The following is a 26,765-nucleotide window of genomic DNA, read 5'->3' as shown; positions in this document are numbered from 1 at the left end:
CACCGTACGATCTGACATCGGTGTCAGTTTCCAGTGCGGATGAGGCAGATCACATCGGGATGAGGATCGGCGAACTGTCACGCCTCACCGGTGTCAGCCCCCGGCTCCTGCGCTACTACGAGGAGCAGGGACTGCTCACCTCGGACCGGATCGGGCGTGGCCACCGGCGTTACGCCGACGACGCCCCGGTCGTGGTCGGCCACGTCCGGGCGCTGCTCGCCGCAGGGCTGACCACCAGCGTCATCCGCGAGGTGCTGCCCTGCGTGCAGGGACCCGGCCCGGAACTCGAACACTGTGCCGCGCCGACCCTGTCAGACCAGCTCCGCAGCCTCGACGCCCGGATCTCCACCCTCCAGAACGCCCGGACCGCACTCGCCCGACTCCTCGCCACCACCGAACGGCCCACGTGACCACCACGCGCCTGCCCGCTGGCCCGGATCGTGGCAGTGCAGCTGGTCCCGGTCCGGCGTGTCGAGCAGCTACAGTGCCACGCTCCTTCCGGGTGGGATGCAGGCGATTCGGCGACCGCGCGGATCGACGGACACTGTTACCATCGCCGCAGCCAACGCTCCGCACTCGTGAAGACCGGCGAACACATGTTTCCTGACGGCCAGGATCCGTACCTCCTCCTCGGCGTCACCCGGGATTCGACGCCGGCACAGATTCGGGAGCGCTATCGCATTCTCGTGCAGGTCTGGCACCCGGACCGACACCAGTCGAGTCCGGAGAATGTGCGTGCCGAGGCGACCCGGCAGATGCAGCAGATCAACGCCGCGTACAAACTGCTCGTCGACGGTCATGGTCGGGACAGCCGCGAAGAGCGGACCGGCGGTGGCGGGACCAGCAGTGGTGGCGGCCGGACCAGCGGTGGCGGCGGGACCGGCAGTGGTGGCGGGACCGGCAGTGGTGGCGGGACCGGCAGTGGTGGCGGGACCGGTCAGCGCGAGACCTTCGAGCAGGAACAGGAGCGGCGCACACGGGAACGCGACGCCCACGAACGGGACATGCGGGAACGCGAGGCCCGTAGGCGTGCCACCGAGGAACGGGAGGCGCGCGAGCGCGAGGCCGAGGAACGGGAGGCCCGCGAACGCGAGACGCGCGAGCGGGAACGGCAGGAACGCGAACGGGAGGCCCGCGAACGCCAGCATCCCTCGGCACGGTGGACACATCCGTCGTACGACCCGGCGGCACTACCGGAGTCACCGGCCATCCGCCCGATCACCGTGTCGCTGCCGAACGGCGAGGAAGGGTACACACTCCGGGCGTACGTCGACGATCAGAAAGAGCAGGCCCTCTTCCTCGGTGCCGACGGTGACCTGCTCCTGTTCCGATCACAGGAATCGTTGCACCGGTATCTGACCGAGCCCGGAGCCCACGAACTGGCCGCCGTACCCGGTTGGGACGATTTCATGAACTGGGCGCTCCGGACGGGGATGCGCGACGACGACGAGCAGTCGTACGACTTCGACCTGATCGTCTACAACCTGAGGTTCCCGATCACCGAATGGGTGCCGCGTCTGTTCATCGGCCACCGCGATCTCGTCCTGGAGCTCGCGGAGGCGTTCGAGTGGGACGACGTACGCCGTCTGTTACGCGTGGGATCGCCGCTTGACGAACTCGACGATCTGATGCGCGTGGCGGACCGGCCGCTCAGCGGGTGGAAGGCACGTCGCCAGCTCGGCCAACTCCAGTCGGGACCCGTCAACCGTGCCTGGCGACAGGTGATCCGGCTCATCGGAGCCCACGTCCGCTGGCTGCGCTGAGCACCTGCGGCCCGGTCGCCCCGGCGGTCACGCCACGTCGTCGGGGACGGCGCGTACGGCCAGCGCGGTCGCCGCGAGCGCCTCGGTGAACTCCGGAGTCGTCAGCACGGTGACGGCGACACCGGGTTCGACCAGCCAGAACGCCTGCGCATCGTCGGTCAGCCCCGGGCCGTCCTCGTGCGCGAACTCGGTCAGCCGCCACTGCGCCGGATCACGCTCGTGATACTCGGCGAGGAAGTCGCGGACCGCGTCGAGGTCGACGAGCCGCTCACCCCGCAGCACGTGGACGCGTAGGTCCACCTGGTGGCCGTCGACCGTCGGCCGCTCCCAGAACCGGCTGGTGAGGCGGACGTCCTCCCACTCGCTGGTGAAGTCCGACACCTCGTCGCCGACACCGGGCGACACGTGCCCGATGTGGAACCCGTCCAACGTCCCGCCGTCGCGGTCCACCCGCCACCCCCTTGATCGCCCTGGTCAGTTGCCCAGCGCGCGTACCTTGGTGATCGTCTCCTGGACGTGCTGCCGGGCCGGGCCACCGCCCTCGGCGGCCTGCGCGAGCGCCTGCCGGTACGAGTCGATCATCCCGATCAGCGGACCGGCAGCCACGCCCTGCAACGCGCCCGCGACGAGTTGCCGCGCCTCGGCCGCATCCTGGGCGGCGGCGGCCGTCTTCGCCTTCGCCTCGTCCAGCTTCTGCGCGGCTGCCGCCAACCGGGCGATCATCTCCGCTGCGCTCACATGCCCTCCCCGGCTCGACCGCCCTCGCGACCACACAGGAGCGTACGAGATACGTCCCCACACCGCGACCACCCGCACCGCGCACCCGGTTCACTGAGAGGTGGGTAGATCTGTTGTCGTCCCAGCGACAACAGATCTACCCACCTCGAACGAAACCGAGTCCCGAGGCGCCCCGTCATGTCCGTCGGGCCTGCGACGCCGACTCGCCCCGCTAGCGATCCGTCGCTGCGCTCAGCTCGATAGCGCCCACAGCACAGTTCCCGAGCGCGCCGCCCGTACCCCGCCCAGCGGGCCTCGCCAACGCCGGACCACGCCGATGCCGGACCAGGCGATGCCGCCGAGCAAACAGTCCAGCCCGGGCCAGGCAGCGCAGCCGGGCCACGTCAGCGCCGGGCCCATGCCAGCGCAGGGGCCACGTCAGCGCAGGGGCCGGGTCAGCGCAGCGCGCGGAACAGCAGCAGGTAACCGCAGTAGGCGAGCGGCACGGCGAGGAAGCAGAGCAGGAAGCCCAGCAGCGGGTACCGGGGCGGCGTGGCGGCACCACTGGCGGGCCGCCCCCACTTGCCGAGCACCAGCCAGGCGCCGATCAGGGCCGCTGCGGGCAGACCGGCGCACATCCAGGCGATCAGGGTGCCGAAGCCGACCGCACCGACGCCGGAGGCGAGCACCATCACCAGCATCAGCACCACGGCGACACCGGAGAAGCCGAGGTACACGGCGACCGCCCGAGCCATCGGCGACCAGCCCGGCAGCAGCGCCGGCCGCTGGGCCAGCATCTCGGCCTGCTGTGCGTACCTGTCCGCCTCGTCCGCCCAGCGCCGCGCCAACTCCAGCTCCGTCGCCGGGTCGACCGTTCCGGCCCGCTGGGCCGGCACCCCCGCCTCCGTCGCGCTCACCGCCACCGGCAACGCCCGGTCCGTCTGCCCCGGTTGCGGGTACGCCCCGACACCCGACCGCCCCGGCGCGGCGGCTGCGCCGCCGACCCCCACCGTCCCCGGCGACCCCGACGGTCCCCCGGACACCGGCTGGTGACCGGCGGCAGCCGGCGGCTCGGGCATCCCCGAGACCGACCCGGCACCCGGCGTGCCGAAGGCCGACGTGCCGCCCGACGGCCCGGAATCGGGCGAACCGGAGACCGGCACACCCGACACCGGCGCGGCACCCGGTGGCATCGGCGGGCCGGACCCGGGCGGGAAGCCCGGCGGCGGGACCGCGGTGCCCGGGTCCACGCCGATGGTGCGGCCGAGGTGGTCGAGGCGCTGGCCCTGGGCGAGCAGGCGTCGGTGCAGGTAGTCCACGGTGGCACCGAGGTGACGGTGCCGTTCGGTCTTGGCGGCGGTGTCCTGTTCACCGGCGCGCTGCTGTGCGGAGAGGTGCCGCAGCAGCGCGGCGTACTCGTCGAAGCTGGACACGCCTCACTCCTGCCCGTCGGGGGTGTGCCCGTCCCGGGCGAACGGCACGATCAACCGGACCCGCTGGTCGTGCCGGTCCACCAGCAGCGCCCGGTCGGCCCGGGGCGTGTACGCGAGGTCGTGCACGCCGAGGTGCAGACCGAGGTCGGCGCCGGGCACGTTCAACGCGACCAGGCAGGCCACGTCGTCGCGGTTCTGGGTGCCGCCGAGGTCGTCGGCGAGTCGACGCAGGCCACGCCACCAGCCGAGCAGGTGTACCCCGTGGCCGGGGCCCTGGCGCAGCAGGGTCCGCAGGTCGTCGTGGCCGGAGCGGAAGGTCGCCGGATCGGTCTCGGCGAGCCGCCCGGCGGCGGCGTCCACCCCGAACACCACCAGATAGGTACGCGCCGCAGCGACCGGTCCGGCGGACGGCGCAGACGGGTCAGGCGCGCCGGCCCCGGGCACGCCGGGATCGGACGGACCGGCGTCGGGAGTGGCGGCCCCGAGGGCGCCGATCCTGGCGCGCAGGGCGGCGGTGTCCAGCCGCTGCACCGGGTGCCCGGCGGCGGTGAGTTCGGCGGCGGTGTCGTCGGCGGCCGAGTCGGCGGCGGCGACCAGCGGGGCGAGCAGGAAGGTCGCCTCGCCGGGGGTGTGCTGCCGGGCGAGGCTCAGGGTCGCGGCGCGCAGCACCTCGGCACCGGTGGGCGAGGTGCCCACCACGGCCAGATGCCGGCCGGGGGCGGTGTCCATGATGAACATGGCGGTGGTGCCGTCCACGTCGACCGTCCGGCCGACCAGCGCCAGGGGACGCCGCCCGCCGGGGCGTAGACCGGTGAAGGTGGCGTCGGCCTCGACGTGGGCGGTGTCGTACCCCCGGAACACCGACGGCGGACGCGAACCCGGCGGACGGGCCTGCCACAGGTCGTGCCGCAGCCGGGTCAGCTCGCCACCGGCGGCGTGCGCGTCGGGGAACCGGATCACGGTGTTCGCGCCGGGCGCGCCGGCGGCGGTGTTGACCACGGCCGAGCCGACCGGCAGGGTCGCCGCCGCGTCGTTGAGCTGGTCGAGCACTCCCCCGCCGCCGGCCAGCGCCACCCGCAGCGCGAACTGACCGAAGACCGCCTCGGCCCGGCCGTAGAGGGCCTCGATCCCCGTCGTGCTCTGGCTGGCGAGCACCAGGTGTACGCCGTACGAACGGCCCTTGCGGGCCAATTCCTCCAGCAGGTCCACCGATTCGCGGGCGAGCGGGTCGTTGGCGGCCAGCAGCACCTGGAACTCGTCGATCACGGCGACGATCCGGGGCACCGGCGTGTCGGCGGGCAGGTCGGCGAGCTTGGTGACGCCGTGGCGTTTGAGTGCGGTGGCCCGCCGGTGCAGTTCGCGGCGCAGCTCGCGGAGCACGGCCACGCCGTACTCGCGGTCGCTCTCGATGCCGACGGCACGGGCGTGCGGCAACCACGACGGGTCGTGTCCGGTGGGGACGAACTCGGTGAAGCTCACCCCCTCCTTGAAGTCGAGGAGGTAGAGCTGCAACTCGGCCGGGGAGTAGCGGGCGGCCAGGCCGTAGAGCACGTCGAGCAGGAAGACCGTCTTGCCGGCGCCGGTGCGTCCGCCGACCAGCCAGTGCGGGGTGGCGTCGTCGAAAGCCATGCTGAACGGGTCGCGTCCGGCGCGGCCCCCCACGGTACGCAGGCCGGCGCGGGCGGAGGCGGTCCAGCGCTGCCCGGGCAGCAGGTCGGCGAAGCTGACCGCCGCACCGCGCCGGGCGGCGTCGCCCAGGTGGGTGGCGAGGGCGGCGACCGAGGCCGGCGGCGCGTCGCCGTCCAGACGCACCGGGACGCTCAGCCCGCTGCCGTCGGCGCTGAACGGCGTTCCGGGCGGGTCACCGACCCGGGCCAGCCCGCCGACGTCCCCGGATGACGGCCCGCCCTGCCCGCCACCGACGTGGGCCTGGTCGCCGCCCAGCCGCACCATGGTGGTGTGGCCCAGAGGTGGCGCGGACTCCCCCGGGCCGGTCGCCGGCCAGCCGGCCAGCAGGACACAGACCGCTGCGGCGGGGCCGGCGTGGGTGAGCGCGGCGAGCCGGGCCGCCTCGCGGGGCGACGGGACGGACGCGGCGACCACCAGCAGGAGTTCCTGGTCGGGCCGGTCGACGCGACGCGCGTCCCGGGCGTGCTGTTCGGCGGCGTCGAGCAGGGCGGTGACGTCGGCGTCGGTGGTGGCCGGTGGGTCGATCACCCCGGCGTCGGCCAGGGGCCGCAGTGGACCGAAGGTGGCACCGAGAGCGGCCGTGTCCAGTCCGGCGACCCGGACGCCGCCGGGCGCGGCGGTGGCCAGCAGCCGCAGCACGAGTGCCCGCAGCAGGGCGGCCACGGCCGGGTCACGGGCGTCGGTGTCGACCGCCAGATGGTGCCCGGCACCGAGCGGCAGCAGCACCGGGAATCCGCCACCGGCGACGACCGCTTCGCCGACGCGTACCGGCACGGGCTGGTGCACCAGGGGCGTACCCGGGGTCGGGGTGGCCAACGCGGTGCCCACCCGGGCCAGCCGGGCCACCAGGTCGGTGTCGGCCGCCGGGGTGACCGGCACCGCGCCGCGCAGCGCGTCACGGGCGGAGTCGAGGTGGGCCCGGGCGGCCCGGTGGGCGGCCATCGCCTGCCCGTACGCCGACGCGAGCCTGCCCAACGTGTGCCCCTCCGCCGACGGCCGCCTGGTCCGCTGAAACCCTAACGGACAGCGGCGATCCGGGCACGGTCCCGTCGCGCCCGGGCGTGTGATGAAAGGAAGGGTCCCCTGCTAACGCCTCGTGTATAGCAGGGGACCCTTCCTAACATCGCGAGCGGTCAGCCGGTGACCGCGTTGAGCGCGGGCAGGTAGCCGTACCGGTAGCCGTCGGCGTTGGGGTGGTACGCCTCGATGACGCCGGTGACGTCGCGGATCCACGGCTGGGCGCCGCAGACGCCGTGGCCGGCGAAGGTGGGCCGGGTGTCGGCGAAGGTGGCGCCGGCTGCGGCGGCCCGGTCGGCGGTCACCTCGGCGAGGACGTCGGCCGCCTCGTTGAGGATGGTGCGCTTGTAGGTGCTCATCGCCAGCAGCCCGCAGGACCGGGTCTCGAACAGACGCGGGTAGCCGAGCACGATCAGCCGTGCGTTCGGAGCGCGCTCGCGGATGGCCGCGTACGTGCGGTCCAGCCGGGCCGGCAGGGTACTGGTGGCGAACGCCTTGGCCTCGTTGACCGCGCTGGTGCAGGTGGAGGTGCTGCCGAAGCGGCAACTGGTCATCACGTCGGCGAATCCGGCGTCGTTGCCGCCGACGGTGATGGTGACCATCGTGGTGGTGGCGCTGAGCGCGCCGAGTTGGTTGGCGAGCACGTCGGCGGTGACCGCGCCGCCGCAGGCCGGGAAGCGGAAGCTGGCCACCGCGTTGGCGGCGGCCCACAGTGGCGCGTACGACTTCTGGCTGCGTAGGCAGGTGGACAGGTCGTACGGGCCGGCGCCGACCCCGGAGGAGTACGAGTCGCCGAGCGCGACGTAGTGCACGGGTGCGGCGGCCTGGGCGGCGGTGGGGACGGCCAGCGCGCCGAGGGTGGCGGTGGCGAGGGCGACCAGCGTGGCGAGGGCACGGGCCAGCGGACGGTGGGACATGACGGACCTCCACAGAGGGTGGTGGTGGAGCCCGTGGACCGCGCGCGTGGCCAGGGGTTGTTACTAGCCGGTAATGCTATCGAAACATGCAGATGAAGTGAATAGCCGGCGCTCCGCAGACGCGACACGCCCGGCCGATCGCGGCCGGGCGTGTGTGTGCGGTTGTTAGGAGGGGTCCCCTGCTATGCACGAGGCGTTAGTAGAGGACCCCTCCTTACACAGCGAGGGGTTGGGACGCGGCGTGCACGGGTGCCGGGAGGCTGCCGACGCCACCGAGATACTCGTGGATCGCGGCGGCGGCGGCCCGGCCCTCGGCGATGGCCCAGACGATCAGCGACGCGCCCCGGTGCATGTCACCGGCGACGAAGACCCCGTCGGCCTCGGTCTGCCAGTCGCCCCGGGATTCGATCGCGCCCCGGGCGTTGCGGGTCACCCCGAACTGGGTCAACAGCGGCTGCTCCTCGGTGCCCTCGAAGCCGATGGCCAATAGCACCAGGGCGGCGGGCAACTCCCGTTCGGTCCCCGGGACAGTGGTGACGATGCGCCGGCCGTCCCGCTTCTCGACGGTCACCTCGGCGATCCGCACCGCACGGACCGCACCGGTGCCGTCGTCGACGAACTCCTGCACCGCGACCGCGAAGACGCGCTCGCCGCCCTCCTCGTGCGCCGCGTACTCGCGCAGCACCCACGGCCAGGTCGGCCACGGGTCACGCTCCTCGTCGCGGGCCTGCGGCGGTCGCGGGTACAGGTCGAGCTGGTGTACGCCGGCCGCGCCCTGCCGGTGCGCCACCCCAAGGCAGTCGGCCGCGGTGTCGCCACCACCGATGATGACCACGTGCTTGCCGGCCGCGTCGATCGGCGTACCGTCCGGCAGGGTGGCCAGCGCGGGACGGCCCGCGCCGGCGGCGGCGACCACCCGGTTGGCGGCGACCAGGTGCGCCATCGCCTGGTGCACCCCGCGCAGCTGCCGGCCCACGGTGTCGGTGTCCCGGCCCTGCAACGCCCCGCAGGCCAGCAGCACCGCGTCGTGCTGGGCCCGGAGCTGCGCGGCGGTGACGTCGACGCCGACGTTCACGCCGGTCCGGAACACCACGCCCTCGGCGGCCAACTGCGCCAGCCGGGCATCGATGTGCCGCTTCTCCAGCTTGAAGTCGGGGATGCCGTACCGCAACAGGCCGCCCGGGGTGTCGTCGCGCTCGTACACGGTGACGGCGTGCCCGGCACGGGCGAGTTGCTGTGCGGCGGCCAGCCCGGCCGGGCCGGAGCCGACCACCGCCACCGACCGCCCAGACGGGGTCGGACTCGGCTGCGGCGTCAGCCCCCGGGCCGTCGCGGCGTCGGCGATCTCCACCTCGACCTGCTTGATGGTCACCGGGGCACCGCCGCCGATGCCGAGCACGCAGGCCGACTCGCAGGGTGCCGGGCAGAGCCGGCCGGTGAACTCGGGGAAGTTGTTGGTGGCGTGCAGCGACTCCACCGCCGCGTCCCAGTTGCCGGTGCGGACCAGGTCGTTCCAGTCCGGGATGCGGTTGCCCAGCGGACAGCCGGCGGTGTCGCTGTGGCAGAACGGGATGCCGCAGTCCATGCACCGGGTGGCCTGCTCGCGGATCAGCTCCTCACCGGCGGGCGGGTAGACCTCGCGCCAGTCGCTGATCCGCACCGGTACCGGCCGACGCGCCGGCATCCGCCGGGGGTAGCGCAGGAAACCGTTCGGGTCAGGCACGAGCCACCTCCTGGGCGACCGCCCGCGACGCGGACGGAACCGGCATCGACGCGGGTGCCGCCTGCGGCGGCTGCGCGGTAGGTGCGAGCGCACTCATCACCGCGTCGTCGACGTTCTGGCCGGCGGCTTCGGCGGCCCGCATGATCTCCATCACCCGGCGGTAGTCCCGGGGTACCACGGCGGTGAACTCCTCCACCGCCTCCGGCCAACGCTTGAGCAGCGCCTCGGCGACCGCCGAGTCGGTCTCCGCGAAGTGCCGCTGCACCAGTTCGTGCAGCCGGACCCGCTCCTGCTCGCCGGGGGCGGCGAGGTCGACCAGCTCGGTGTTGACCCGCCGCCGGTCGAGGTTCCAGACGAACGCGGTGCCGCCGGACATGCCGGCCGCGAAGTTGCGCCCGGTCGGGCCGAGCACCACCACCGTGCCGCCGGTCATGTACTCGCAGCCGTGGTCGCCGACGCCCTCGACGACGGCCACCGCGCCGGAGTTGCGCACCGCGAACCGCTCCCCCACCCGGCCACGCAGGAACACCTCGCCCTCGGTGGCGCCGTACAGGATGGTGTTGCCGGCGATGATCTGGTCCTCGGCGCGCCGGCCGGCCTCGGCACCGGTGCCGACGAACGGCGCCGACGCGTCCGGCCGGACGACCAGCCGCCCGCCGGAGAGGCCCTTGCCGACGTAGTCGTTGGCGTCGCCGTGCAGCCGCATGGTGACCCCGCGCGGCAGGAACGCGCCGAACGACTGCCCCGCCGTGCCGCGCAGGGTGAACTCGACGGTGTCGGCGGGCAGCCCGGCACCGCCGTACCGGCGGGTCACCTCGCCGCCCAGCATGGCGCCGACGCTGCGGTGCTCGTTGCGGATCGCCACCTCGGCCCGGACCGGGCCGACCGGCGTCCCGTCGGCCGGCGCGTCCAGCACCGGGGCGGCCAGCGCGATCAGCTCGTTGTCCAGCGCCAGCTCCAGGCCGTGGTCCTGGGCCCGGACGCCCCGGCGCGCGGCGCCCTCCGGCAGCTCCGGCAGGTGCAGTACGCGTCCGAGGTCGATCCCGCCGGCCTTCCAGTGCGCGACGGCGGGCGCGACGTCGAGCAGCTCGGTCCGGCCGATCGCCTCGTCGATGCTGCGCAGGCCCAGCTCGGCCAGGTAGCCGCGGATCTCCTCGGCGAGGAAGAGGAAGAAGTTCTCCACGAACTCCGGCTTGCCGTTGAAGCGCTCGCGCAGCACCGGGTTCTGGGTGGCGATGCCGACCGGGCAGGTGTCCAGGTGACACACGCGCATCATCACGCAGCCGGAGACGATCAGCGGGGCGGTGGCGAAGCCGAACTCCTCGGCACCGAGCAGTGCCGCCACCACCACGTCCCGGCCGGTCTTGAGCTGGCCGTCGACCTGCACGGTGACCCGGTCACGCAGCTTGTTGAGCAGCAGCGTCTGCTGCGCCTCGGCCAGGCCCAGCTCCCAGGGGGTGCCGGCGTGCTTGAGCGAGTTCAGCGGGGAGGCGCCGGTGCCGCCGTCGTGACCGGAGATCAGGATGACGTCGGCCTTGAGCTTGGCCACCCCGGCGGCCACCGTGCCGACACCCACCTCGCTGACCAGCTTGACGTGCACCCGGGCGGCCGGGTTGACGCACTTGAGGTCGTGTACGAGCTGGGCGAGGTCCTCGATCGAGTAGATGTCGTGGTGCGGCGGCGGCGAGATCAACCCGACACCGGGGGTGGCGTGCCGGGTCCGGGCGATCCACGGCCACACCTTGTTGCCGGGGAGCTGACCGCCCTCGCCGGGCTTGGCGCCCTGGGCCATCTTGATCTGGAGGTCGTCGGCGTTGACCAGGTATTCGCTGGTGACGCCGAAGCGGCCACTGGCGATCTGCTTGACCGACGAGCGGCGGGCCGGGTCGTAGAGGCGCTCGACGTCCTCGCCACCCTCGCCGGTGTTGGACTTGCCGCCGAGCCGGTTCATCGCGATCGCCAGGGTCTCGTGCGATTCCGCCGAGATCGACCCGTACGACATGGCGCCGGTGGCGAACCGCTTGACGATCTCGCTGACCGGCTCGACCTCCTCGATCGGCACCGGCGTCCGGTCGCCGGTCCGCAGCCGGAACAGCCCGCGCAGCGACCCGGCCTTCGCGGCCAGCTCGTCGACCTTGGAGGTGTACGCGCGGAACACGTCGTACTGCCGGGTGCGGGTGGCGTGCTGGAGCAGGAAGACCGTCTCCGGGTTGAACAGGTGCAGCTCGCCCTCGCGACGCCACTGGTACTCGCCGCCGACCGGCAGCCCGGCGGCGGCCTCGGCCCCCGGCGGCGGCCAGGCCAGCGCGTGCCGGGCGGCCACCTCGGTATGGATGCCGTCCAGCCCGACGCCGCTGATCGTGCTCGGTGTGCCCCGGAAGTACCGCTGCACCAGCCGGGTCTCCAGGCCGACGGCCTCGAAGACCTGCGCCCCGCAGTAGGACGACACGGTGGAGATGCCCATCTTGGACATGATCTTCAGGACGCCCTTGCCGAGCGCCTTGACGTAGTTGCGGGTCGCGGTACGCGGCTCGACCCCGGCCAGCACGCCCGTGGAGATCATGTCCTCCACCGACTCGAAGGCGAGGTACGGGTTGACCGCCGCCGCACCGTAGCCGATCAGCACCGCCGCGTGGTGCACCTCGCGGCAGTCCCCGGACTCCACGATCAGCGCCACCTGGGTCCGCGTCTGCTCCCGCACCAGGTGCTGGTGCACCGCGGCGGTGAGCAGCAGCGACGGGATCGGCGCGAGGTCGGCGTTGGAGTCCCGGTCGGAGAGCACCAGGATGCGGACCCCGTCCTCGATCGCCTCGGAGACGTGCCGGCAGATCTCGGTCAGCCGGGCCTTGATGCCGGCCCCGCCGTCCCGGATCCGGTAGAGCCCCGAGACCCGGACCGCCTTGAAGCCGGGCAGGTCGCCGTCCTCGTCGACGGAGAGGATCTTGGCCAGCTCGTCGTTGTCGATCACCGGGTAGGGCAGCACGATCTGCCGGCAGCTCGCCGGGCCCGGGTCGAGCAGGTTGCCCTCCGGCCCGATGGTCGTCGCCAGGCTGGTCACCAGCTCCTCGCGGATGGCGTCCAGCGGCGGGTTGGTGACCTGGGCGAAGAGCTGGTGGAAGTAGTCGTAGAGCAGCCGTGGCCGGGTGGACAGCGGGGAGATCGGAGTGTCCGTGCCCATCGAGCCGATCGGCTCCGCACCGGTGCGGGCCATCGGGGCGAGCAGGATCTTCAGCTCCTCCTCGGTGTAGCCGAAGGTCTGCTGGCGACGGCGTACCGAGTCGTGGGTGTAGACCTCGTGCTCGCGGTGCGGCAGGTCGTCCATCTCGATCAGCCCGGCGTGCAGCCAGTCCGCGTACGGCTGGGCGGCGGCCAGCTCGGTCTTGATCTCGTCGTCGTGCACGATCCGACCGGCGGTGGTGTCGACCAGGAACATCTTGCCGGGCTGGAGCCGCCCCTTGGCGACCACGGTGGCCGGGTCGAGGTCGAGCACGCCCGCCTCGCTGCCCAGCACCACGAGTCCGTCGGCGGTCTGCCACCAGCGGCCCGGACGCAGCCCGTTGCGGTCGAGCACCGCGCCGACGATCTCGCCGTCGGTGAAGGCGACCGAGGCCGGGCCGTCCCACGGCTCCATCAGGCTGGCGTGGAACCGGTAGAAGGCGCGCTTGTCGGCGGCCATGTCCGGGTCGTTCTCCCACGCCTCCGGGATCATCATCAGCACCGCGTGCGGCAGGCTGCGCCCGGCCAGGTGCAGCAGTTCCAGGACCTCGTCGAAGTTGGCCGAGTCCGAGGCGGCCGGGGTGCAGATCGGGAAGACCCGGCGGATGTTGCCGGACAGCTCCGGGGTCCGCAGCAGCGCCTCGCGGGCCTGCATCCAGTTCCGGTTGCCACGGATCGTGTTGATCTCACCGTTGTGCGCGATGAACCGGTACGGGTGCGCCAGCGGCCAGGACGGGAACGTGTTCGTGGAGAAGCGCGAGTGCACCAGCGCGATGGCGCTGTCCACCCGCTCGTCGGTCAGGTCCGGATAGAACGCGGGCAACTGGTCCGGGGTGAGCATCCCCTTGTAGACCATGGTCCGCCCCGACAGCGACGGGAAGTACGCCGGCACGCCGCGCTCGGCCGACTCCCGCTCGGCCTGCTTGCGGACGCAGAACGCGACCCGCTCCAGCTCGATGCCGCGCAGCGGGGAGCCGGCCGGACCGGCGGGGGTGTCGGTCAGCCGGTCCGCGGCGAGGAAGAGCTGCCGCACCCGGGGCATCGCCGCCAGGGCCGTCTCGCCGAGGTCGGAGGCGTCCACCGGGACGTCCCGCCAGCCGAGCAGCTCGGCACCCTCCACCAGGGCGTACTTCTCGATCACCTGGCGGGCGCGGGCCTCGGCGGCGTCGTCGTCCGGGAAGAAGACCAGGCCGGTGGCGTACTCGCCGGCCGGAGGCAGGGGGAAGTCGACCACCGCGCGCAGGAAGGCGTCCGGCACCTGGATCATGATGCCCGCGCCGTCACCGGTGTTCGGTTCGGCGCCCCGGGCACCTCGGTGGTCCAGCCGACACAGGGCGCCGAGACCGCTGGCGACCACCGTGTGCGAGCGCCGGCCGTGCAGGTCCGCCACGAAGGCCACACCGCACGCGTCGTGCTCGTGGGCGGCGTCGTACAGGCCGGCAGGGGACGCTACCTGGCCGCCGCGCGGTGCCGGCTGGGGGTGGTGTGGGTACGCAAAGGCCACCCGGGCCTCCTGTCGTCACTCAGGCGTGGATCATGGTCGGGACGACGTCGGCCCTGTATCGGACTATTGAGTCTACGTTAGGGCGCGGTACGCAAGGCCAGTGCAGATTGATCACACCGTCCAGACTCTGGGACGTGTAGTCTCGCGCGGTGGATAGACCGTACGCCGACCTGCTGGATCGGCTGGAGCGCTTCTACGACGCGGTGCCCCGCGACGTGGCCCGCGCGGAGGAACACGGCGGGTGTGTGCTGTTCGTCCGCGAAGGCCCCGGATGGCCGTTCTATGCCCGTCCACGCCTCGGTGCCGACCGACCGCCCTCGCTGGCCGACCTGACGACGGTTCGCAACCGGCAGCGGGAACTCGGCCTGCCCGAGGCCCTGGAATGGATTCACGAGATCAACCCGGACCTGCTCGCGGTCGCCCGCTCGGCCGGACTCAGCGTACTGGAAGCCCCGCTGATGGTGCTCGACCCGGAGGCCGTCGGCGACCCCGCGACGTACACCGACGTACCGGTGCGGATGCTGGCCGCCGCCGCGCCGGACCTCGCCGCCGACGTGGCCGCCCGCCGGGCCGTCGCGGCCGTCGGCTTCGCCGCGCCCGGCACCAGCCGAGGCATCGGCGGCCCGGCCGAACGCGACGCGGCCATGATCGGCCTCGACGTCGCCGCTCTGGACGAGGAACGGGCCCGGATCGCCGACGGCAGCCGACTCTCCGCCCTGGCCGAGACCCCCACCGAGGGCGCCCTGGCCAGCGGGATGGCCATGCGGGTCGGCGACGTGGCCGAGATCGCCGGAGTGGCCACCCTGCCCAGCGCGCGCCGCCGGGGCCTGGCCGCCGCGATCACCGCCACCCTGGCCCGCGCCCTGCGCGCCGACGGCACCGACCTGGTCTTCCTCTCCGCCGGCAGCGAAGAGATCGCCCGGGTCTACCTGCGCGTCGGCTTCCGCCGCATCGGCACCGCCTGCATAGCCGAACCCGCCACAGTCACCCCCTGACACCCCACCGCCCTCCCCCACCCCGCCCAATCTGGCCGCCGCGCCCGCCCACCGCGGCTACCCGCCGCGGTGCCCGCCGCAGGTGACCCGCCGCAGGTGACCCGCCGCAGGTGACCCGCCGCAGGTGACCCGCCGCGGTGACCCGCCGCGGTGATCAAGAAGTTTGGGCGTCCGTGGCGATCAACTAGCACCAAAACTTCTTGATCAACAGGGTTGGCGGCGGACGGCAGGCGGCGGCCCCTGGCCGGCGGGGCCCACGGCGGAGCGGGGGCGTCTCGCCGTGCCGCCCCCTGAGGCATCTCCGTCGATCATGGAGTTGTGGTCGATATTTTGGCGTGTTTTGCGAACTTTGCCGCCGCCACAACTCCATGATCAACGCGAGAGGCGAGCGCGGCAAGGCACGGGAGGCGGGCGCGGCGGCGCGGGCGGGCGTGTGGCGGCGCGGGCGGGCGGGCTCGGCGGCGCGGGCAGGAGGCCCGGGCGGGATGGGGTTCGGGTCAGGTTGGGGGGCGCCACTGGGCGGCCACGGAGGCGGCGCTGCCCAGGAGGCGGGGGGTGATGGTGCCGAGGGCGGCGTCGCGGGCGCGCAACGCCAGCCGGCCACGGGTCTGCAGCACCGCCGACATGCGGCGGGTCTGCCGGACCACAGTCGCCGCGCGGGGGCGGCGCGTCCGGTCGTACGCCACCACCGCGTCCGGCAGCGTGGACTCCCGCAGCAGCGCGGCGAGTGTGACGGCGTCCTCGAAGGCCAGGCAGGCGCCCTGCCCGAGGTGCGGTGGCATGGCGTGAGCGGCGTCACCGAGCAGCACCACCCCGCCCGGTCCGACCGGGAAGCCGTACGACCTGGGCAGCGGACGCAGCTCGCGGATCTCCTGCTGCACCAGATCGGCCGGGTCGGTGGCGGCCAGCAGCTCGTCGACCGGTGCGGGCCAGCCCGCGTACCAGCGTCGCAGCAGCGCCAACTGGGTCTCCGGCGGCTCCGGGCGGGGCGCCCCGGCGGCGGTGGCCATCCAGTAGATGCCGCCCCGGCTGGACGCGCCGGAGGAGCCGCGCTCGCCCAGCGAGGCGGCGGCGAAGCGGTATCCGGCGCCGAGGATCTCCCCGCCGACGGGCCCGCCGTCGGCCAGGTTCGGTGCGCGGTACCAGGGGACCACCGCACGCCAGGCGGCACAGCCGGAGCTGACCACGCTCGCCTCCGGGGCGAGCTGGCGGCGGATCACGCTGTCCGCGCCGTCGGCCGCGACCACCAGGTCGGCCTCGAACGTCTGCCGGCCGTCACCGACCGCCGGGCGGGCGCCCGGGGCGGCGCGTACGGTGCGTACCGTCACGCCGGTCCGCAGCTCGACCCGCTCACCCAGGCCCGCGATCAGTGCGTCGTGCAGGTCCTCCCGGTGCACCACGACCGGCAGGCGCTCGGCCGGGGTCTGCCGGGGCTGCACCAGCCAGTGCCCGTCCGGGCGGCGCACCCCGCCGTCGGGCAGCGGGGTGGCGATGGCGTCCAGGCCGGCACCGAGATCGAGGGCACGCAGCGCGCGGACGCCGTTGGGCCAGAGCACCACGGCGGTCGGCTCGGGACGAATCCGGTCGGCCCGTTCCAGCAGGGTGACCTGCCACCCCGAGCGGGCGAGCGCACCGGAGACCGCCAGGCCGCCCAGCCCGCCGCCGACCACGACCGCGCTGCGCATGGCCTCAGCTGTCGCGATCGGCCGGACGTGCCGCCGCGCCCTCGGCGGCGGTCGGGGTGTCCCCGTCGTCGGTCGAGGCGCCGGTGCCCGGGTCGGGGTCGGGGTCGGTGCCTGGGGCGGGGTCGGCGGGGTTGGTCACCTCGCCGGGGGCCTCACCGGTCTGCCGCCAGTGCGCGAACTGCTCCTCGCTGACCACCCGGTAACCCTCCGGCACCGCCGGCTCGGTCCGGCCGCCGCGCGTCGCCGACAGGTCGACCTGGGAGACGTCGGAGCCGGCCGGTGCCGCGGTGGCGGCCGGCAGTCCGACCGGGATCAGGTACTCACGCGGCCCGCGCACCCGCAGGAAGTAGATCAACGCGCCGACGAAGACCAGGGCCGCCGTCCAGACGTTGAGGCGTACGCCGAGGATGCTGGTGGCGTCGTCGGTCCGCATCATCTCGATCCAGAACCGGCCGGCGGTGTAGCCCATCACGTAGAGGGCGAACGCCCGGCCCCGGCCGAGACGCAGCTTGCGGTCGAGGAAGAACACCAACGCGGCGACGCCCACGTTCCAGAGCGCCTCGTAGGCGAAGGTCGGGTGGTAGAGCCCCTCCTCCAGGATCGGCCGCCCCGCCTCGTCGCGCAGCGCCTGACCGCCGTCCATCCGGTGGATCTCCAGCCCCCAGGGCAGGTCCGTCCGGCCGCCGTAGAGCTCGTTGTTGAACCAGTTGCCCAGCCGGCCGATCGCCTGCGCCAGCGGCAGGCCCGGCGCCAGCGCGTCGGCGACCACCGCGAACGGGATGCCGAGCTGCCGGGCGGCGATGTAGGCGCCGACCGCGCCACCGGCGACCGCACCCCAGATGCCCAGGCCGCCCTCGTGGATGAAGAAGACCTTGATCGGGTCCCCGCCGGTGCCGAAGTATGCCGCCGGTGAGGTGATCACGTGGTAGATCCGGGCGCCGATGATGCCGGCCGGCACCGCCCAGAGGGCGATGTCGAGCACCGCGCCGGGGGCGACGCCGCGCTGGCGCATCCGTCGCTCGGTGACCCAGCAGGCCACCACGATGCCGGCGATGATGCACAGCGCGTACGCCCGCAGCGGAATCGGGCCGAGATGCCATACGGCGGTGCTCGGGCTGGGCAGGGCGGCCAGGGACGTCGGCGAGGCGAGACTCACGGGTGCACACGCTACCGCTGCGGACCCCCGGAACGTCACCCCGGTCCGCCCCAGCCGCCCGGGTTCCGTGGCCCGTCGGGGCTTTTGTCCCCCGGAACGTCGCGCGCGTCGGCCCCACCCGCAGGTGGCGTACCGGTCGGGTCAGCGGGCCGGGTTGCGTACGCCCTCGGCCAGCTCCGCGCTCAGCGTCCGCAGCGCGGTCAGCCCGGCCTCCTGGTCGGGGGCATCGAGCAGGCAGCGGATCAGCGCACTGCCGACGATCACCGCGTCGGCGTACCCGGCGACGGTGGCGGCCTGCTCCCCGGTGCCCACGCCCAGCCCGACGCCGACCGGGATCTCGCTGATCTCTCGGACCCGCGACACCAGCACCGGCGCCGCCTCCGAGGTCTGCGCCCGGGCTCCGGTGACTCCCATGATCGCGGTGGCGTAGACGAAGCCACGGCAGTGTTCCACGGTCATCGCCAGCCGGGCGTCGGTGGACGAGGGGGCGACCAGGAACGTGCGGTCCAGCCCGTGCGCGTCCGAGGCGGCCAGCCACTCCTGGGCCTCGTCGGGGATCAGGTCGGGGGTGACCAGCCCGGTGCCGCCGGCCGCCGCGTAGTCCCGGGCGAAGGCGTCCACGCCGTACCGCTCGATCGGGTTCCAGTAGGTCATCGTCACCACCGGGGCACCGGTGGCCGCGACCTCCTCCACGATGCGCAGCGTGTCCCGGGTGCGTACCCCGCCGGCCAGCGCGATGTCGCTGGCCCGCTGGATGACCGGGCCGTCCATCACCGGATCGGAGTACGGGATCTCCACCTCGATCACGTCGACGCCCGCCGAGACCATCGCCTTCATCGCGGCGATGCTGCCCTCGACCGTCGGAAAGCCGGCCGGCATGCAGCCCACCAGCAGCGCCCGGCCGTCGGCCCGAGCCTTCTCGAACGCCCCACCGATCCGGCTCATGCCGCCGCTCCGCTTCGCCCCGAACCGAGGATGCCGAAGTACTCGCCGGCGGTGTGCACGTCCTTGTCGCCCCGGCCGGAGAGGTTGACCACGATGGTGGGCTCCCGGCCCAGCTCGGCGGCGAGCTTCGGGGCCACGGCCAGGGTGCCGGCGAGCGCGTGCGCGCTCTCGATCGCCGGGATGATCCCCTCGGTGCGGCAGAGCAGCTCGAACGCGGCCATCGCCTCGTCGTCGGTGACCGGCAGGTAGTGGGCCCGGCCGGTGTCGTGCAGCCAGGCGTGCTCCGGGCCGACGCCCGGGTAGTCCAGGCCGGCCGAGATCGAGTGCGACTCGACGGTCTGGCCGTCCTCGTCCTGCAGCACGAAGGTCCGCGTGCCGTGCAGCACGCCGGTGGACCCGCCGGTGATGCTGGCCGCGTGCCGTCCGGTAGCCACCCCGTCGCCGCCGGCCTCGAAGCCGTAGAGGTGTACCTGTGGGTCGTCGACGAAGGCGTGGAAGATCCCCAGCGCGTTGGAGCCGCCGCCGACGCAGGCGGTGACGGCGTCCGGCAGGCCGCCGGTGAGCTCCTGGCACTGGGCCCGCGCCTCGTCGCCGATGCCGCGCACGAAGTCGCGCACCAGGGCCGGGAACGGGTGCGGGCCGGCCGCGGTCCCGATCAGGTAGTGCGTGTCGTCGACGTTGGCGACCCAGTCCCGCATCGCCTCGTTCATCGCGTCCTTGAGCGTGCGCGAGCCGTTCGTGACCGGCACCACCTCGGCGCCGAGCATCCGCATCCGGGCCACGTTGAGCGCCTGCCGCTCGGTGTCGACCTGACCCATGTAGACCACGCAGTCCAGGTCGAACAGGGCGGCGGCGGTGGCGGTGGCGACACCGTGCTGACCGGCCCCGGTCTCGGCGATCACCCGCTTCTTGCCCATCCGCCGGGTCAGCAGCGCCTGACCGAGCACGTTGCGCACCTTGTGCGCGCCGGTGTGGTTGAGGTCCTCCCGCTTGAGCAGCACCCGGGCGCCGACCCGCGCGGAGAACCGGCGGGCCTCGTAGAGCAGCGACGGGGTGCCGGCGTAGTCGCGCAGCAGGGCGGCGAACTCCGCCCGGAACGACTCGTCGGCCATCGCCGCGCGGTGCGCCGCGTCCAGCTCGTCCAGGGCGGCGACCAGCGCCTCCGGCACGAACCGGCCACCGAACCGACCGAAATGCCCGGCCGCGTCCGGAAAAGACGCCTGCTCGCTCACACCGACACTCCGCTCCGCCGCGTGCCCGCGTGAGGCACCACCGCACCGATGATTCGCTCGACGGGCTCGCTCATGTCAGATCCTCTCGCCGCGACGGCGTCAGCGCACCGGGCGGGGCGTGGCGGGGTGGTTGCCGGCGTTGACCAGCTCGGCCACCGCCTCCCGCGGACTCTTCTGGGTGACCAGGCCCTCGCCGACCAGCACCGCGTCCGCCCCGGCCGAGGCGTACCGGATCAGGTCGTGTGGACCACGGACACCGGACTCGGCGATCTTGACAACGTTGCTCGGCAGACCGGGCGCGATCCGCTCGAACACCGACCGGTCGACCTCCAGCGTACGCAGATCGCGGGCGTTGACCCCGATCACCTGCGCGCCGGCCTCCAGGGCCCGGTCGGCCTCCTCCTCGTCGTGCACCTCGACCAGCGCGGTCATGCCCAGCGACTCGATCCGCTCCAGCAGGCCGACCAGCACGTTCTGCTCCAGCGCGGCGACGATCAGCAGCACCAGGTCGGCGCCGTGCGCGCGGGCCTCGTGCACCTGATAGCTGGAGACCACGAAGTCCTTGCGCAGCACCGGGACGCTGACCGCGGCCCGGACGGCGGCGAGGTCCTCCAGCGAACCGCCGAACCAGCGCCCCTCGGTGAGCACGCTGATCGCCCGGGCGCCACCGGCCGCGTAGTCACCGGCCAGGTCCGCCGGGTCGGCGATGTCGGCGATCTTGCCCTTGGACGGCGAGGAACGCTTCACCTCGGCGATGACCGCGACGCCGGGCCGGCGCAGCGCGGCGTACGCGTCCAGCGGCGGCGGGGCGGCGGCGGCGAGTTCGCGGATCCGCTCCATCGGGACCTGCTCCTGCCGCCGGTCCACGTCCTCGCGGACGCCGGCCAGGATCTCGTCGAGCACGCTGACGGACGCTGCCGGGCCGGCCTCGTTCCCTTCCGCGTGCGGATGATCAGCAGTCACCAACGGACTCCCCTCTCCGGGTGTCATGGGCCGATGCTAGGTGCCGCCACCTGGCACCGACCGGTGGGGGTATGGCGCGCCTCACGAAATGGGCTGCGGCATAATGACCGACCTGCGCGAACAGGGCGTGACGCTGCGTCACCCCCTTATCGACGCCCACCCATATCGACGACAGTCCCGACCTTACCGGTCAGCTTCCGTCGAGGTCGGTCGATGCTGTGAGCAAGCTCAAGGCCGAACGGCCCTTTGCCTGCTCAGACCCCCTGCCGCAGTGTTGATGTCGTGGTCATCACCACGAAACGTGAACCGGGCAGCATCGGACTCGGGCACACTCGATGACGCGTCTACCCCATCGCCACGACGATCTCTCCCCGGGGTGATCATGAATTCCTCCGCGCCGCAGCAGACCATCGGACTCACCACCATCTCGCGTACCGTCGCGTCGCTCGCCGTCGGTGTCGTCCACACGCTGGAGCGCGCCGTGGTCGGCCCGACCCGGATCCGGACCGCCCGCGGCAACGCCTGGGAGGCCATCTGCGCCGACCGGGCCCGAGCCGACCAGCGGGCCGCACTGGACCGGCTGGTCGCCGAACTCGCCGCCAGCCGGTCGGCCGACACCCGGGACCGACAGCCGGTCGGCTGACCCCCGGTCCGCTCAGCGCTCGGTCGGGTCCTCGCCCCGGTCGAGCGCGTCCCACGCCTCGACGGTGCCGGCCCCACGGATCGGGCCCGCCGCCGGTGCCGACTGCCGGGACCGGCGCTCGTACCGGGCACCCATCGCCGGCCAGTCCCGCCCGCGCAGCGCCGTCAGCAGCCCGCCGGCCGCCGCCAGCAACCCGCCGAGCAGGGTGAGCGCCGGCCACTGCCGGGCGACCTCGTCGCCGATCTCGGCGACCAGCCCGTATCCGCCGCCGCCGACGATCATCAGGCCGAGCAGCGCCAGCAACCCGCCGAGCACCTGCCGCAGCCGGCCACGGGTGGCCAGCACCGCGCCGCCACCGGCCAGCCCGACCAGGGCGAGCGCCGGCAGCCAGGGCAGCAGTTGCGTCCCGGTCCGCCCCTCGTCCACCAGCGGTGTCGGTACGCCGACCACGTCGGTGTCCACCGCCCAGGTGCGGGTCACCGCCCAGAGCGCCAGCCCCGCACCGGCCAGGCAGAGCAGCACGGCGTACGCCAACTCGCGCCGGCCCGACGCGGACGGCGCGTCGCCCCCGGACGGAGTCTGCTCACTCATCGCGCTCACCGGGCCGGCCGGAGTGTCTCGGCGGCGGCGATCGCGGCGAGCACCGCCGCGGCCTTGTTGCGGGTCTCCTGGTCCTCGGCGGCCGGATCGGAGTCGGCCACCACCCCGGCACCGGCCTGCACGTACGCCCGCCCGGCCCGGATCAGCGCGGTGCGGATGGCGATGGCCATGTCGAGGTCGCCACCGAAGCCGAAGTAGCCGACGGTGCCGCCGTACAGGCCCCGGCGTACCGGTTCCAGCTCCTCGATGATCTCCATGGCGCGCACCTTCGGCGCCCCGGACAGGGTGCCCGCCGGAAAGGTCGCGGCCAGCGCGTCGAAGGCGGTGCGGTCGGCGCGTAGCGTCCCGACCACGGTGGAGACGATGTGCATGACGTGGCTGTACCGCTCGATGGTGGCGAACTCCGGCACCTCGACGGTGCCCGGTCGGCAGACCCGCCCCAGGTCGTTGCGGCCCAGGTCGACGAGCATCACGTGCTCGGCGCGTTCCTTCGGGTCGGCGAGCAGTTCGGCGGCGAGCCGCGCGTCGGCCTCCGGGGTGGCCCCGCGCGGGCGGGTGCCCGCGATCGGGTGCAGCAGCGCGCGCCGTTCGCCGTCGACCTCGCCGGTCACCTTCAGGTGCGCCTCCGGGGAGGAACCGACGATGTCGAAGTCGTCGAAGCGCAGCAGGTACATGTACGGGCTCGGGTTGGTGGTGCGCAGCACCCGGTAGACGTCCAGCGGGTCGGCGTCGGTGTCGCGCTCGAACCGCTGGGCGAGCACGATCTGGAAGCACTCGCCGGCCCGGATCGCCTCCTTGGCCGCCTCGACCGCCTTGGGGTAGCCGCCCTCGGGGGTACGGCTGCGTACCTCGCCGGCACTGGGGCGGCGGACCGTGGAGACCATCGGCGGGATCGGCCGGGACAGCGCGGTGGTCATCGCGTCCAGCCGGCCCACCGCGTGGTGGTAGGCGGCGGCCACCTGCGCCTCGCGGTCCGGGTCGTCGAGCGGAGGCAGGACCGCGTTGGCGACCAGGATGGCCGAGCCGTCGAAGTGGTCCAGCACCACCAGGTCGGTGGCGAGCATCATGCCCAGCTCGGGTACGCGCAGGTCGTCCTCGGTGAGCGAGGGCAGCCGCTCGAAGCGGCGGATCAGGTCGTACCCGAGGTAGCCGACCATGCCGCCGGTCAGCGGGGGCATGGTCCCGTCCGGCTCGCCGGGCGGACCGGCCAGCGCCGCCACCGTGGCCCGCAGCACCTCGACCGGGTCGCCTGCGGTGGGCAGCCCGGCGGGCGGCTCGCCGAGCCAGGCCGCCGAGCCGTCCCGTTCGACCAGGGTGGCGCTGCTGCGGACGCCGACGAAGGAATACCGGGACCAGGCCAGCCCCGACGAGCCGACGCCCTGCTCGGCGGACTCCAGCAGGAACGTGCCGGGCCCACCGGCGAGCTTGCGGTAGACCCCGACCGGCGTCTCCGCGTCGGCCAGCAGCCGCCGGGTGACCGGCACCACCCGCCAGCGGGCGGCCAGGTCGGTGAAGGTGGCCAGATCCGGGCTGACCGTGCCGTCGGTCATGCCGACGCTCCGGGGCGCCCGAGGAGTCGCGCGTACCGCTCGTTCACGAGGACACCTCACCGGAGGTGACCGGGAGTTCGGTGGAGAAGCAGGTGCGCTGGCCGGTGTGGCAGGCCGCCCCGACCTGCTCGACGCTGACCAGCACCGCGTCACCGTCGCAGTCCAGCGCCACGGACCGCACGTACTGGTGGTGGCCGGAGGTGGCGCCCTTGACCCAGTACTCGCGGCGGCTGCGCGACCAGTAGGTGGCCCGGCCGGTGGTCAGGGTGCGGTGCAGGGCCTCGTCGTCCATCCAGGCCACCATCAGCACCTCACCGCTGTCGTGCTGGCGGACCACGGCGGCCACCAGGCCGTCGGGGGTGCGGCGCAGCCGCGCGGCGATCTCCGGGTCGAGTCGCGACGGCCGGTCCGGGCCACCCGGCGGCTCCGGCGGGGAGAGGTGGGCGCCGCTCGTCGGCGCGTCAGGTACGGGCACAGTGACCCATTGTCCCGCACGCGGCGCCGGCACCCCAGTGGGCTCCCGGCTGGCGGACGGCGCAGGGCCGACGGGCTGGCGCAACTGGGTGACGTACCGGTCCAGGCGCCCGTCGAGCAGGGCGTCGGCGAAGTCGGTGCCGGCCACCTCGGCCACCTCGGCGGCGTACGGGCGGATCAGCGGCAGGGTGCCGGCGACCAGCCGGACCGCCGCCGCCCAGAGTTGCCCGGTCGATCCGGGCAGCAGGCCGAGGCAGCGCAGCATGTCCTGCCGGTAGCCGGGCGGGGCCACCGGCAGGTCGAGCGCGGCGGCGAAGGCCGAGCGGCGGGACACCACCCGGACCGAGGGGTTCGCCAACCGCAGCACCGAGGGGCAGAGCCGGGCCAGGTCGGCGGCGGCCAGCCGGACGCCGAGCGGGTCGTCGGCGTCGCGCGCGGCGGCCACCTTGCCGAGGGTGGCGATCAGCTCCTCCAACCGGGGTTCGTCGGCCGGCTGGCAGAGCACGGTCAGGTCGATCCGGTCCCGCCAGTGCGGGTCGGCCCAGAGCAGCCGCGCGGGAGCCGTCACCGGCAGCCCGAACGCCCAGTCGGCCGGCTCGCCCAGCCGCGTCACCCAGGACCGGATGTCGCGGGCGGCGACCGAGACGTGGGTCAGGCGGCCGGAGTGCTCCGTGAGGTACGCCCGACGTACGGCGTACGGGGCTCCGCCGACCAGCACGTCGACGTCGACGTCGCTGTGCGGGGTGGCGGCTCGACGGGCGTGGCTTCCGCGCAGCAGGATGCCGACCACGGGCCGGTCGGCGGTCGCCCGCAGCCGCGCGGCCCAGTCGTCGAAGAACCCACTGTCCGGTGACGGAGCGTGATCCACTGCGTCATCGTGCCGCAGGTCCGATCCGGGCGCAATGCCCCACAACGGACATGGTGTCCGATACGGAGTCTAAAGCCCGTGCTAGGGGGAAATCGGGGGCCTGGCCCGTCCGACGGAATTCAACTACCGTTGATTTCAACAGGTGATGAGTTTTGGAGGTGGGCGATGACGGAGGCGATCGCCGTCCGGGGCCTGGTCGTGGACCGGGGCGGACGGCGGGTACTGCACGGGATCGACGCCGGGGTGCCGCGCGGCGCGGTCACCGGGCTGCTCGGCCCCAGCGGCAGCGGCAAGACCACACTCATGCGCGCGGTCGTCGGGGTGCAGGTGGTCACCGCCGGCACGGTGACCGTGCTCGGCCACCCGGCGGGCGCGACGGAACTGCGCCACCGGGTCGGTTACGTCACCCAGGCACCGAGCGTCTATGCGGACCTGACGGTGCGGGAGAACGCCCGCTACTTCGCCGCCCTGCACGGCCGGGGTCGGGCCGAGGCGGACCGGGCGGTGGCCGACGTCGGCTTGGCACCGGCGGCGGGACAGATGGTCGGCACCCTCTCCGGCGGGCAACGCAGCCGAGCGTCACTGGCCTGCGCGCTGGTCGGCGAGCCGGAGCTGATCGTGCTCGACGAACCCACCGTCGGCCAGGACCCGGTGCTGCGGGCCGAGCTCTGGGCGAGGTTCCACGCACTCGCCGCGGCCGGGACGACTCTGCTGGTGTCCAGTCACGTGATGGACGAGGCGGCCCGCTGCGACCGGCTGCTGCTGATCCGCGCGGGGCGACTGGTCGCCGACGACACCCCGGCCGCGATCCGGGCCGCCGCCGGGGTCGACGACCTCGACGAGGCGTTCCTGCGGCTGATCCGGGCCGGCGAGGCCGGCGACGCGAGCGGCGGGGAGGCGTGATGAACCTGCGGATCCTCGCCGCCACCGTCGGCCGCATCCTGCGGCAACTGCGCCACGACCGGCGTACGGTGGCGCTGCTGGTGGTCGTCCCGACCGCGCTGCTCACCCTGGTCTACTACATGTACGCCGACCAGCCCACCCCGCCCGGCCAGCCGTCCCCCTTCGACCGGATCGCGCTGGTGATGCTCGGATTCTTCCCGTTCCTCATCATGTTCCTGGTGACCAGCATCGCCATGCTGCGCGAGCGGACCAGCGGCACGCTGGAACGGCTGCTCACCACCCCGCTGTCCCGCACCGACCTGCTCTTCGGGTACGGCATCGCGTTCGGGTTGGCCGGCGCGGTGCAGGCGACCATCGCCTCGGCCGTGGCGTACCGGGTCTTCGGTCTTGAGACCGCCGGCAGCAGCGCGCTGGTGATCCTGATCGCGGCGCTGAACGCCGTGCTCGCCGTCGCGCTCGGGCTGCTGTGCAGTGCCTTCGCCCGCACCGAGTTCCAGGCCGTACAGTTCATGCCGGTCGTGGTCGCCCCACAACTGCTGCTCTGCGGGCTCTTCGTGCCGCGCGACGAGATGGCCGGCTGGTTGCAGGCGATCAGCGACGTGCTCCCCCTGTCGTACGCCGTCGAGGCCCTTCAGGAGGTCGGCGCGCACGCCGAGCCGACCGCGACGATGTGGCGGGACGTGGCGGTGGTCGCCGGTGCGGCGGTGCTGGCGCTGGTGCTCGCCTCGGCCACGCTGCGACGGCGCAGCGGCTGACGGGGCCACCGAGCGGG

Annotated in this window: 21 protein-coding genes and 1 pseudogene; 6 read left to right on the top strand and 16 right to left on the bottom strand. The window is 73.6% G+C overall.

Going from position 1 to position 26,765, the window contains the following annotated elements; genetic code table 11:
• The first annotated feature begins 59 nt into the window (after nt 1–59).
• Together ABT008_RS13950 and ABT008_RS13945 are read left to right on the top strand one after the other, a co-directional pair.
• Nucleotides 60–410, top strand: a complete 351-nt coding sequence (locus ABT008_RS13950) for a MerR family transcriptional regulator (RefSeq protein WP_350696446.1) — start codon at nt 60–62, stop codon at nt 408–410.
• Nucleotides 411–596: 186 nt separating this feature from the next.
• Nucleotides 597–1,763, top strand: a complete 1,167-nt coding sequence (locus ABT008_RS13945; RefSeq protein WP_350696444.1) for a J domain-containing protein — start codon at nt 597–599, stop codon at nt 1,761–1,763.
• A 27-nt stretch (nt 1,764–1,790) separates the two neighbouring features.
• Here ABT008_RS13945 and ABT008_RS13940 read toward each other — a convergent pair whose 3' ends face one another.
• The 7 genes from ABT008_RS13940 to gltB form a co-directional block, all read right to left on the bottom strand.
• Nucleotides 1,791–2,213 (bottom strand): hypothetical protein, encoded by a 423-nt coding sequence (locus ABT008_RS13940; protein WP_350696442.1) that lies wholly within the window; start codon nt 2,211–2,213, stop codon nt 1,791–1,793.
• A gap of 24 nt (nt 2,214–2,237) precedes the next feature.
• On the bottom strand, nt 2,238–2,501 hold the full coding sequence (locus tag ABT008_RS13935; protein WP_350696440.1) for a DUF6244 family protein: 264 nt from the start codon (nt 2,499–2,501) through the stop codon (nt 2,238–2,240).
• Nucleotides 2,502–2,935: 434 nt separating this feature from the next.
• Complete coding sequence (locus ABT008_RS13930) at nt 2,936–3,913, bottom strand: hypothetical protein (protein ID WP_350696439.1); 978 nt, start codon at nt 3,911–3,913, stop codon at nt 2,936–2,938.
• A 3-nt stretch (nt 3,914–3,916) separates the two neighbouring features.
• Complete coding sequence (locus ABT008_RS13925) at nt 3,917–6,577, bottom strand: FtsK/SpoIIIE domain-containing protein (RefSeq protein WP_350696437.1); 2,661 nt, start codon at nt 6,575–6,577, stop codon at nt 3,917–3,919.
• 158 nt (nt 6,578–6,735) lie between these two features.
• Complete coding sequence (locus tag ABT008_RS13920; protein ID WP_350696436.1) at nt 6,736–7,536, bottom strand: SGNH/GDSL hydrolase family protein; 801 nt, start codon at nt 7,534–7,536, stop codon at nt 6,736–6,738.
• A gap of 214 nt (nt 7,537–7,750) precedes the next feature.
• Entirely contained in the window at nt 7,751–9,259 is a 1,509-nt protein-coding gene (locus ABT008_RS13915; protein ID WP_350696434.1) for a glutamate synthase subunit beta, read from the bottom strand.
• The gene (gltB, locus tag ABT008_RS13910; RefSeq protein ID WP_502890424.1) at nt 9,252–13,979 is read right to left on the bottom strand and encodes a glutamate synthase large subunit; all 4,728 of its coding nucleotides are present in this window, start codon (nt 13,977–13,979) and stop codon (nt 9,252–9,254) included. The genes ABT008_RS13915 and gltB overlap by 8 nt, the downstream gene beginning before the upstream one ends.
• 149 nt (nt 13,980–14,128) lie before the next feature.
• Between gltB and ABT008_RS13905 the strand changes: the two genes are divergently transcribed.
• Nucleotides 14,129–14,974, top strand: a complete 846-nt coding sequence (locus ABT008_RS13905; protein WP_350696432.1) for a GNAT family N-acetyltransferase — start codon at nt 14,129–14,131, stop codon at nt 14,972–14,974.
• Between the two features lie 497 nt (nt 14,975–15,471).
• Here ABT008_RS13905 and ABT008_RS13900 read toward each other — a convergent pair whose 3' ends face one another.
• From ABT008_RS13900 to trpC, 5 genes are all read right to left on the bottom strand, one after another.
• Nucleotides 15,472–16,659, bottom strand: a complete 1,188-nt coding sequence (locus ABT008_RS13900) for an FAD-dependent oxidoreductase (RefSeq protein WP_350696430.1) — start codon at nt 16,657–16,659, stop codon at nt 15,472–15,474.
• Between the two features lie 4 nt (nt 16,660–16,663).
• Complete coding sequence (gene lgt / locus ABT008_RS13895) at nt 16,664–17,815, bottom strand: prolipoprotein diacylglyceryl transferase (protein WP_350696428.1); 1,152 nt, start codon at nt 17,813–17,815, stop codon at nt 16,664–16,666.
• Between the two features lie 141 nt (nt 17,816–17,956).
• Nucleotides 17,957–18,760, bottom strand: coding sequence for a tryptophan synthase subunit alpha (trpA, locus tag ABT008_RS13890; RefSeq protein ID WP_350696426.1), 804 nt, complete (start codon nt 18,758–18,760; stop codon nt 17,957–17,959).
• On the bottom strand, nt 18,757–19,992 hold the full coding sequence (gene trpB, locus ABT008_RS13885) for a tryptophan synthase subunit beta (protein WP_350696425.1): 1,236 nt from the start codon (nt 19,990–19,992) through the stop codon (nt 18,757–18,759). The genes trpA and trpB overlap by 4 nt, the downstream gene beginning before the upstream one ends.
• Nucleotides 19,993–20,091: 99 nt before the next feature.
• Entirely contained in the window at nt 20,092–20,895 is an 804-nt protein-coding gene (trpC, locus tag ABT008_RS13880) for an indole-3-glycerol phosphate synthase TrpC (protein ID WP_350696790.1), read from the bottom strand.
• A 442-nt stretch (nt 20,896–21,337) separates the two neighbouring features.
• On the opposite strand from trpC, the gene ABT008_RS13875 reads away from it, so the two are divergent.
• A complete protein-coding gene (locus ABT008_RS13875) occupies nt 21,338–21,598 on the top strand; it encodes a hypothetical protein (RefSeq protein WP_350696423.1) in 261 nt (86 codons plus the stop codon).
• 12 nt (nt 21,599–21,610) lie between these two features.
• Here the strand turns inward: ABT008_RS13875 and ABT008_RS13870 are convergent, their stop codons facing one another.
• The 4 genes and pseudogenes from ABT008_RS13870 to ABT008_RS13855 all read right to left on the bottom strand — a co-directional run.
• Entirely contained in the window at nt 21,611–22,189 is a 579-nt protein-coding gene (locus tag ABT008_RS13870; RefSeq protein WP_350696421.1) for a Trp biosynthesis-associated membrane protein, read from the bottom strand.
• A gap of 5 nt (nt 22,190–22,194) precedes the next feature.
• Nucleotides 22,195–23,748: an anthranilate synthase component I gene (locus ABT008_RS13865; RefSeq protein WP_350696420.1), complete on the bottom strand. Its 1,554-nt coding sequence runs from the start codon at nt 23,746–23,748 to the stop codon at nt 22,195–22,197.
• Between the two features lie 43 nt (nt 23,749–23,791).
• Nucleotides 23,792–24,223: a phosphoribosyl-AMP cyclohydrolase gene (gene hisI / locus ABT008_RS13860; RefSeq protein ID WP_350696788.1), complete on the bottom strand. Its 432-nt coding sequence runs from the start codon at nt 24,221–24,223 to the stop codon at nt 23,792–23,794.
• Nucleotides 24,224–24,409: 186 nt separating this feature from the next.
• Nucleotides 24,410–24,727: pseudogene (locus ABT008_RS13855) on the bottom strand (phosphoribosyl-AMP cyclohydrolase); the annotation flags it as partial.
• 528 nt (nt 24,728–25,255) lie between these two features.
• Between ABT008_RS13855 and ABT008_RS13850 the strand changes: the two are divergent.
• Together ABT008_RS13850 and ABT008_RS13845 are read left to right on the top strand one after the other, a co-directional pair.
• The gene (locus ABT008_RS13850) at nt 25,256–25,993 is read left to right on the top strand and encodes an ABC transporter ATP-binding protein (RefSeq protein ID WP_350696418.1); all 738 of its coding nucleotides are present in this window, start codon (nt 25,256–25,258) and stop codon (nt 25,991–25,993) included.
• Entirely contained in the window at nt 25,993–26,748 is a 756-nt protein-coding gene (locus tag ABT008_RS13845) for an ABC transporter permease (RefSeq protein WP_350696417.1), read from the top strand. Before ABT008_RS13850 ends, ABT008_RS13845 begins: the two co-directional genes overlap by 1 nt.
• Nucleotides 26,749–26,765 lie beyond the last annotated feature (17 nt).

The sequence above is a fragment of the Micromonospora sp. NPDC002389 genome (assembly GCF_040296095.1).
Lineage (GTDB): Bacteria > Actinomycetota > Actinomycetes > Mycobacteriales > Micromonosporaceae > Micromonospora.
This window is presented reverse-complemented; position numbering and strand designations above follow the sequence as displayed.

Coding starts and splice junctions, on each gene's coding strand:
- ABT008_RS13900 (WP_350696430.1), bottom strand. CDS start 16,659: ATGCGCAGCGCGGTCGTGGTCGGCGGCGGGCTGGGCGGCCTGGCGGTC.
- ABT008_RS13865 (WP_350696420.1), bottom strand. CDS start 23,748: ATGACCGACGGCACGGTCAGCCCGGATCTGGCCACCTTCACCGACCTG.
- ABT008_RS13845 (WP_350696417.1), top strand. CDS start 25,993: ATGAACCTGCGGATCCTCGCCGCCACCGTCGGCCGCATCCTGCGGCAA.
- trpA (WP_350696426.1), bottom strand. CDS start 18,760: ATGAGCCGGATCGGTGGGGCGTTCGAGAAGGCTCGGGCCGACGGCCGG.
- ABT008_RS13945 (WP_350696444.1), top strand. CDS start 597: ATGTTTCCTGACGGCCAGGATCCGTACCTCCTCCTCGGCGTCACCCGG.
- ABT008_RS13920 (WP_350696436.1), bottom strand. CDS start 7,536: ATGTCCCACCGTCCGCTGGCCCGTGCCCTCGCCACGCTGGTCGCCCTC.
- ABT008_RS13875 (WP_350696423.1), top strand. CDS start 21,338: ATGAATTCCTCCGCGCCGCAGCAGACCATCGGACTCACCACCATCTCG.
- ABT008_RS13950 (WP_350696446.1), top strand. CDS start 60: ATGAGGATCGGCGAACTGTCACGCCTCACCGGTGTCAGCCCCCGGCTC.
- ABT008_RS13870 (WP_350696421.1), bottom strand. CDS start 22,189: ATGAGTGAGCAGACTCCGTCCGGGGGCGACGCGCCGTCCGCGTCGGGC.
- ABT008_RS13850 (WP_350696418.1), top strand. CDS start 25,256: ATGACGGAGGCGATCGCCGTCCGGGGCCTGGTCGTGGACCGGGGCGGA.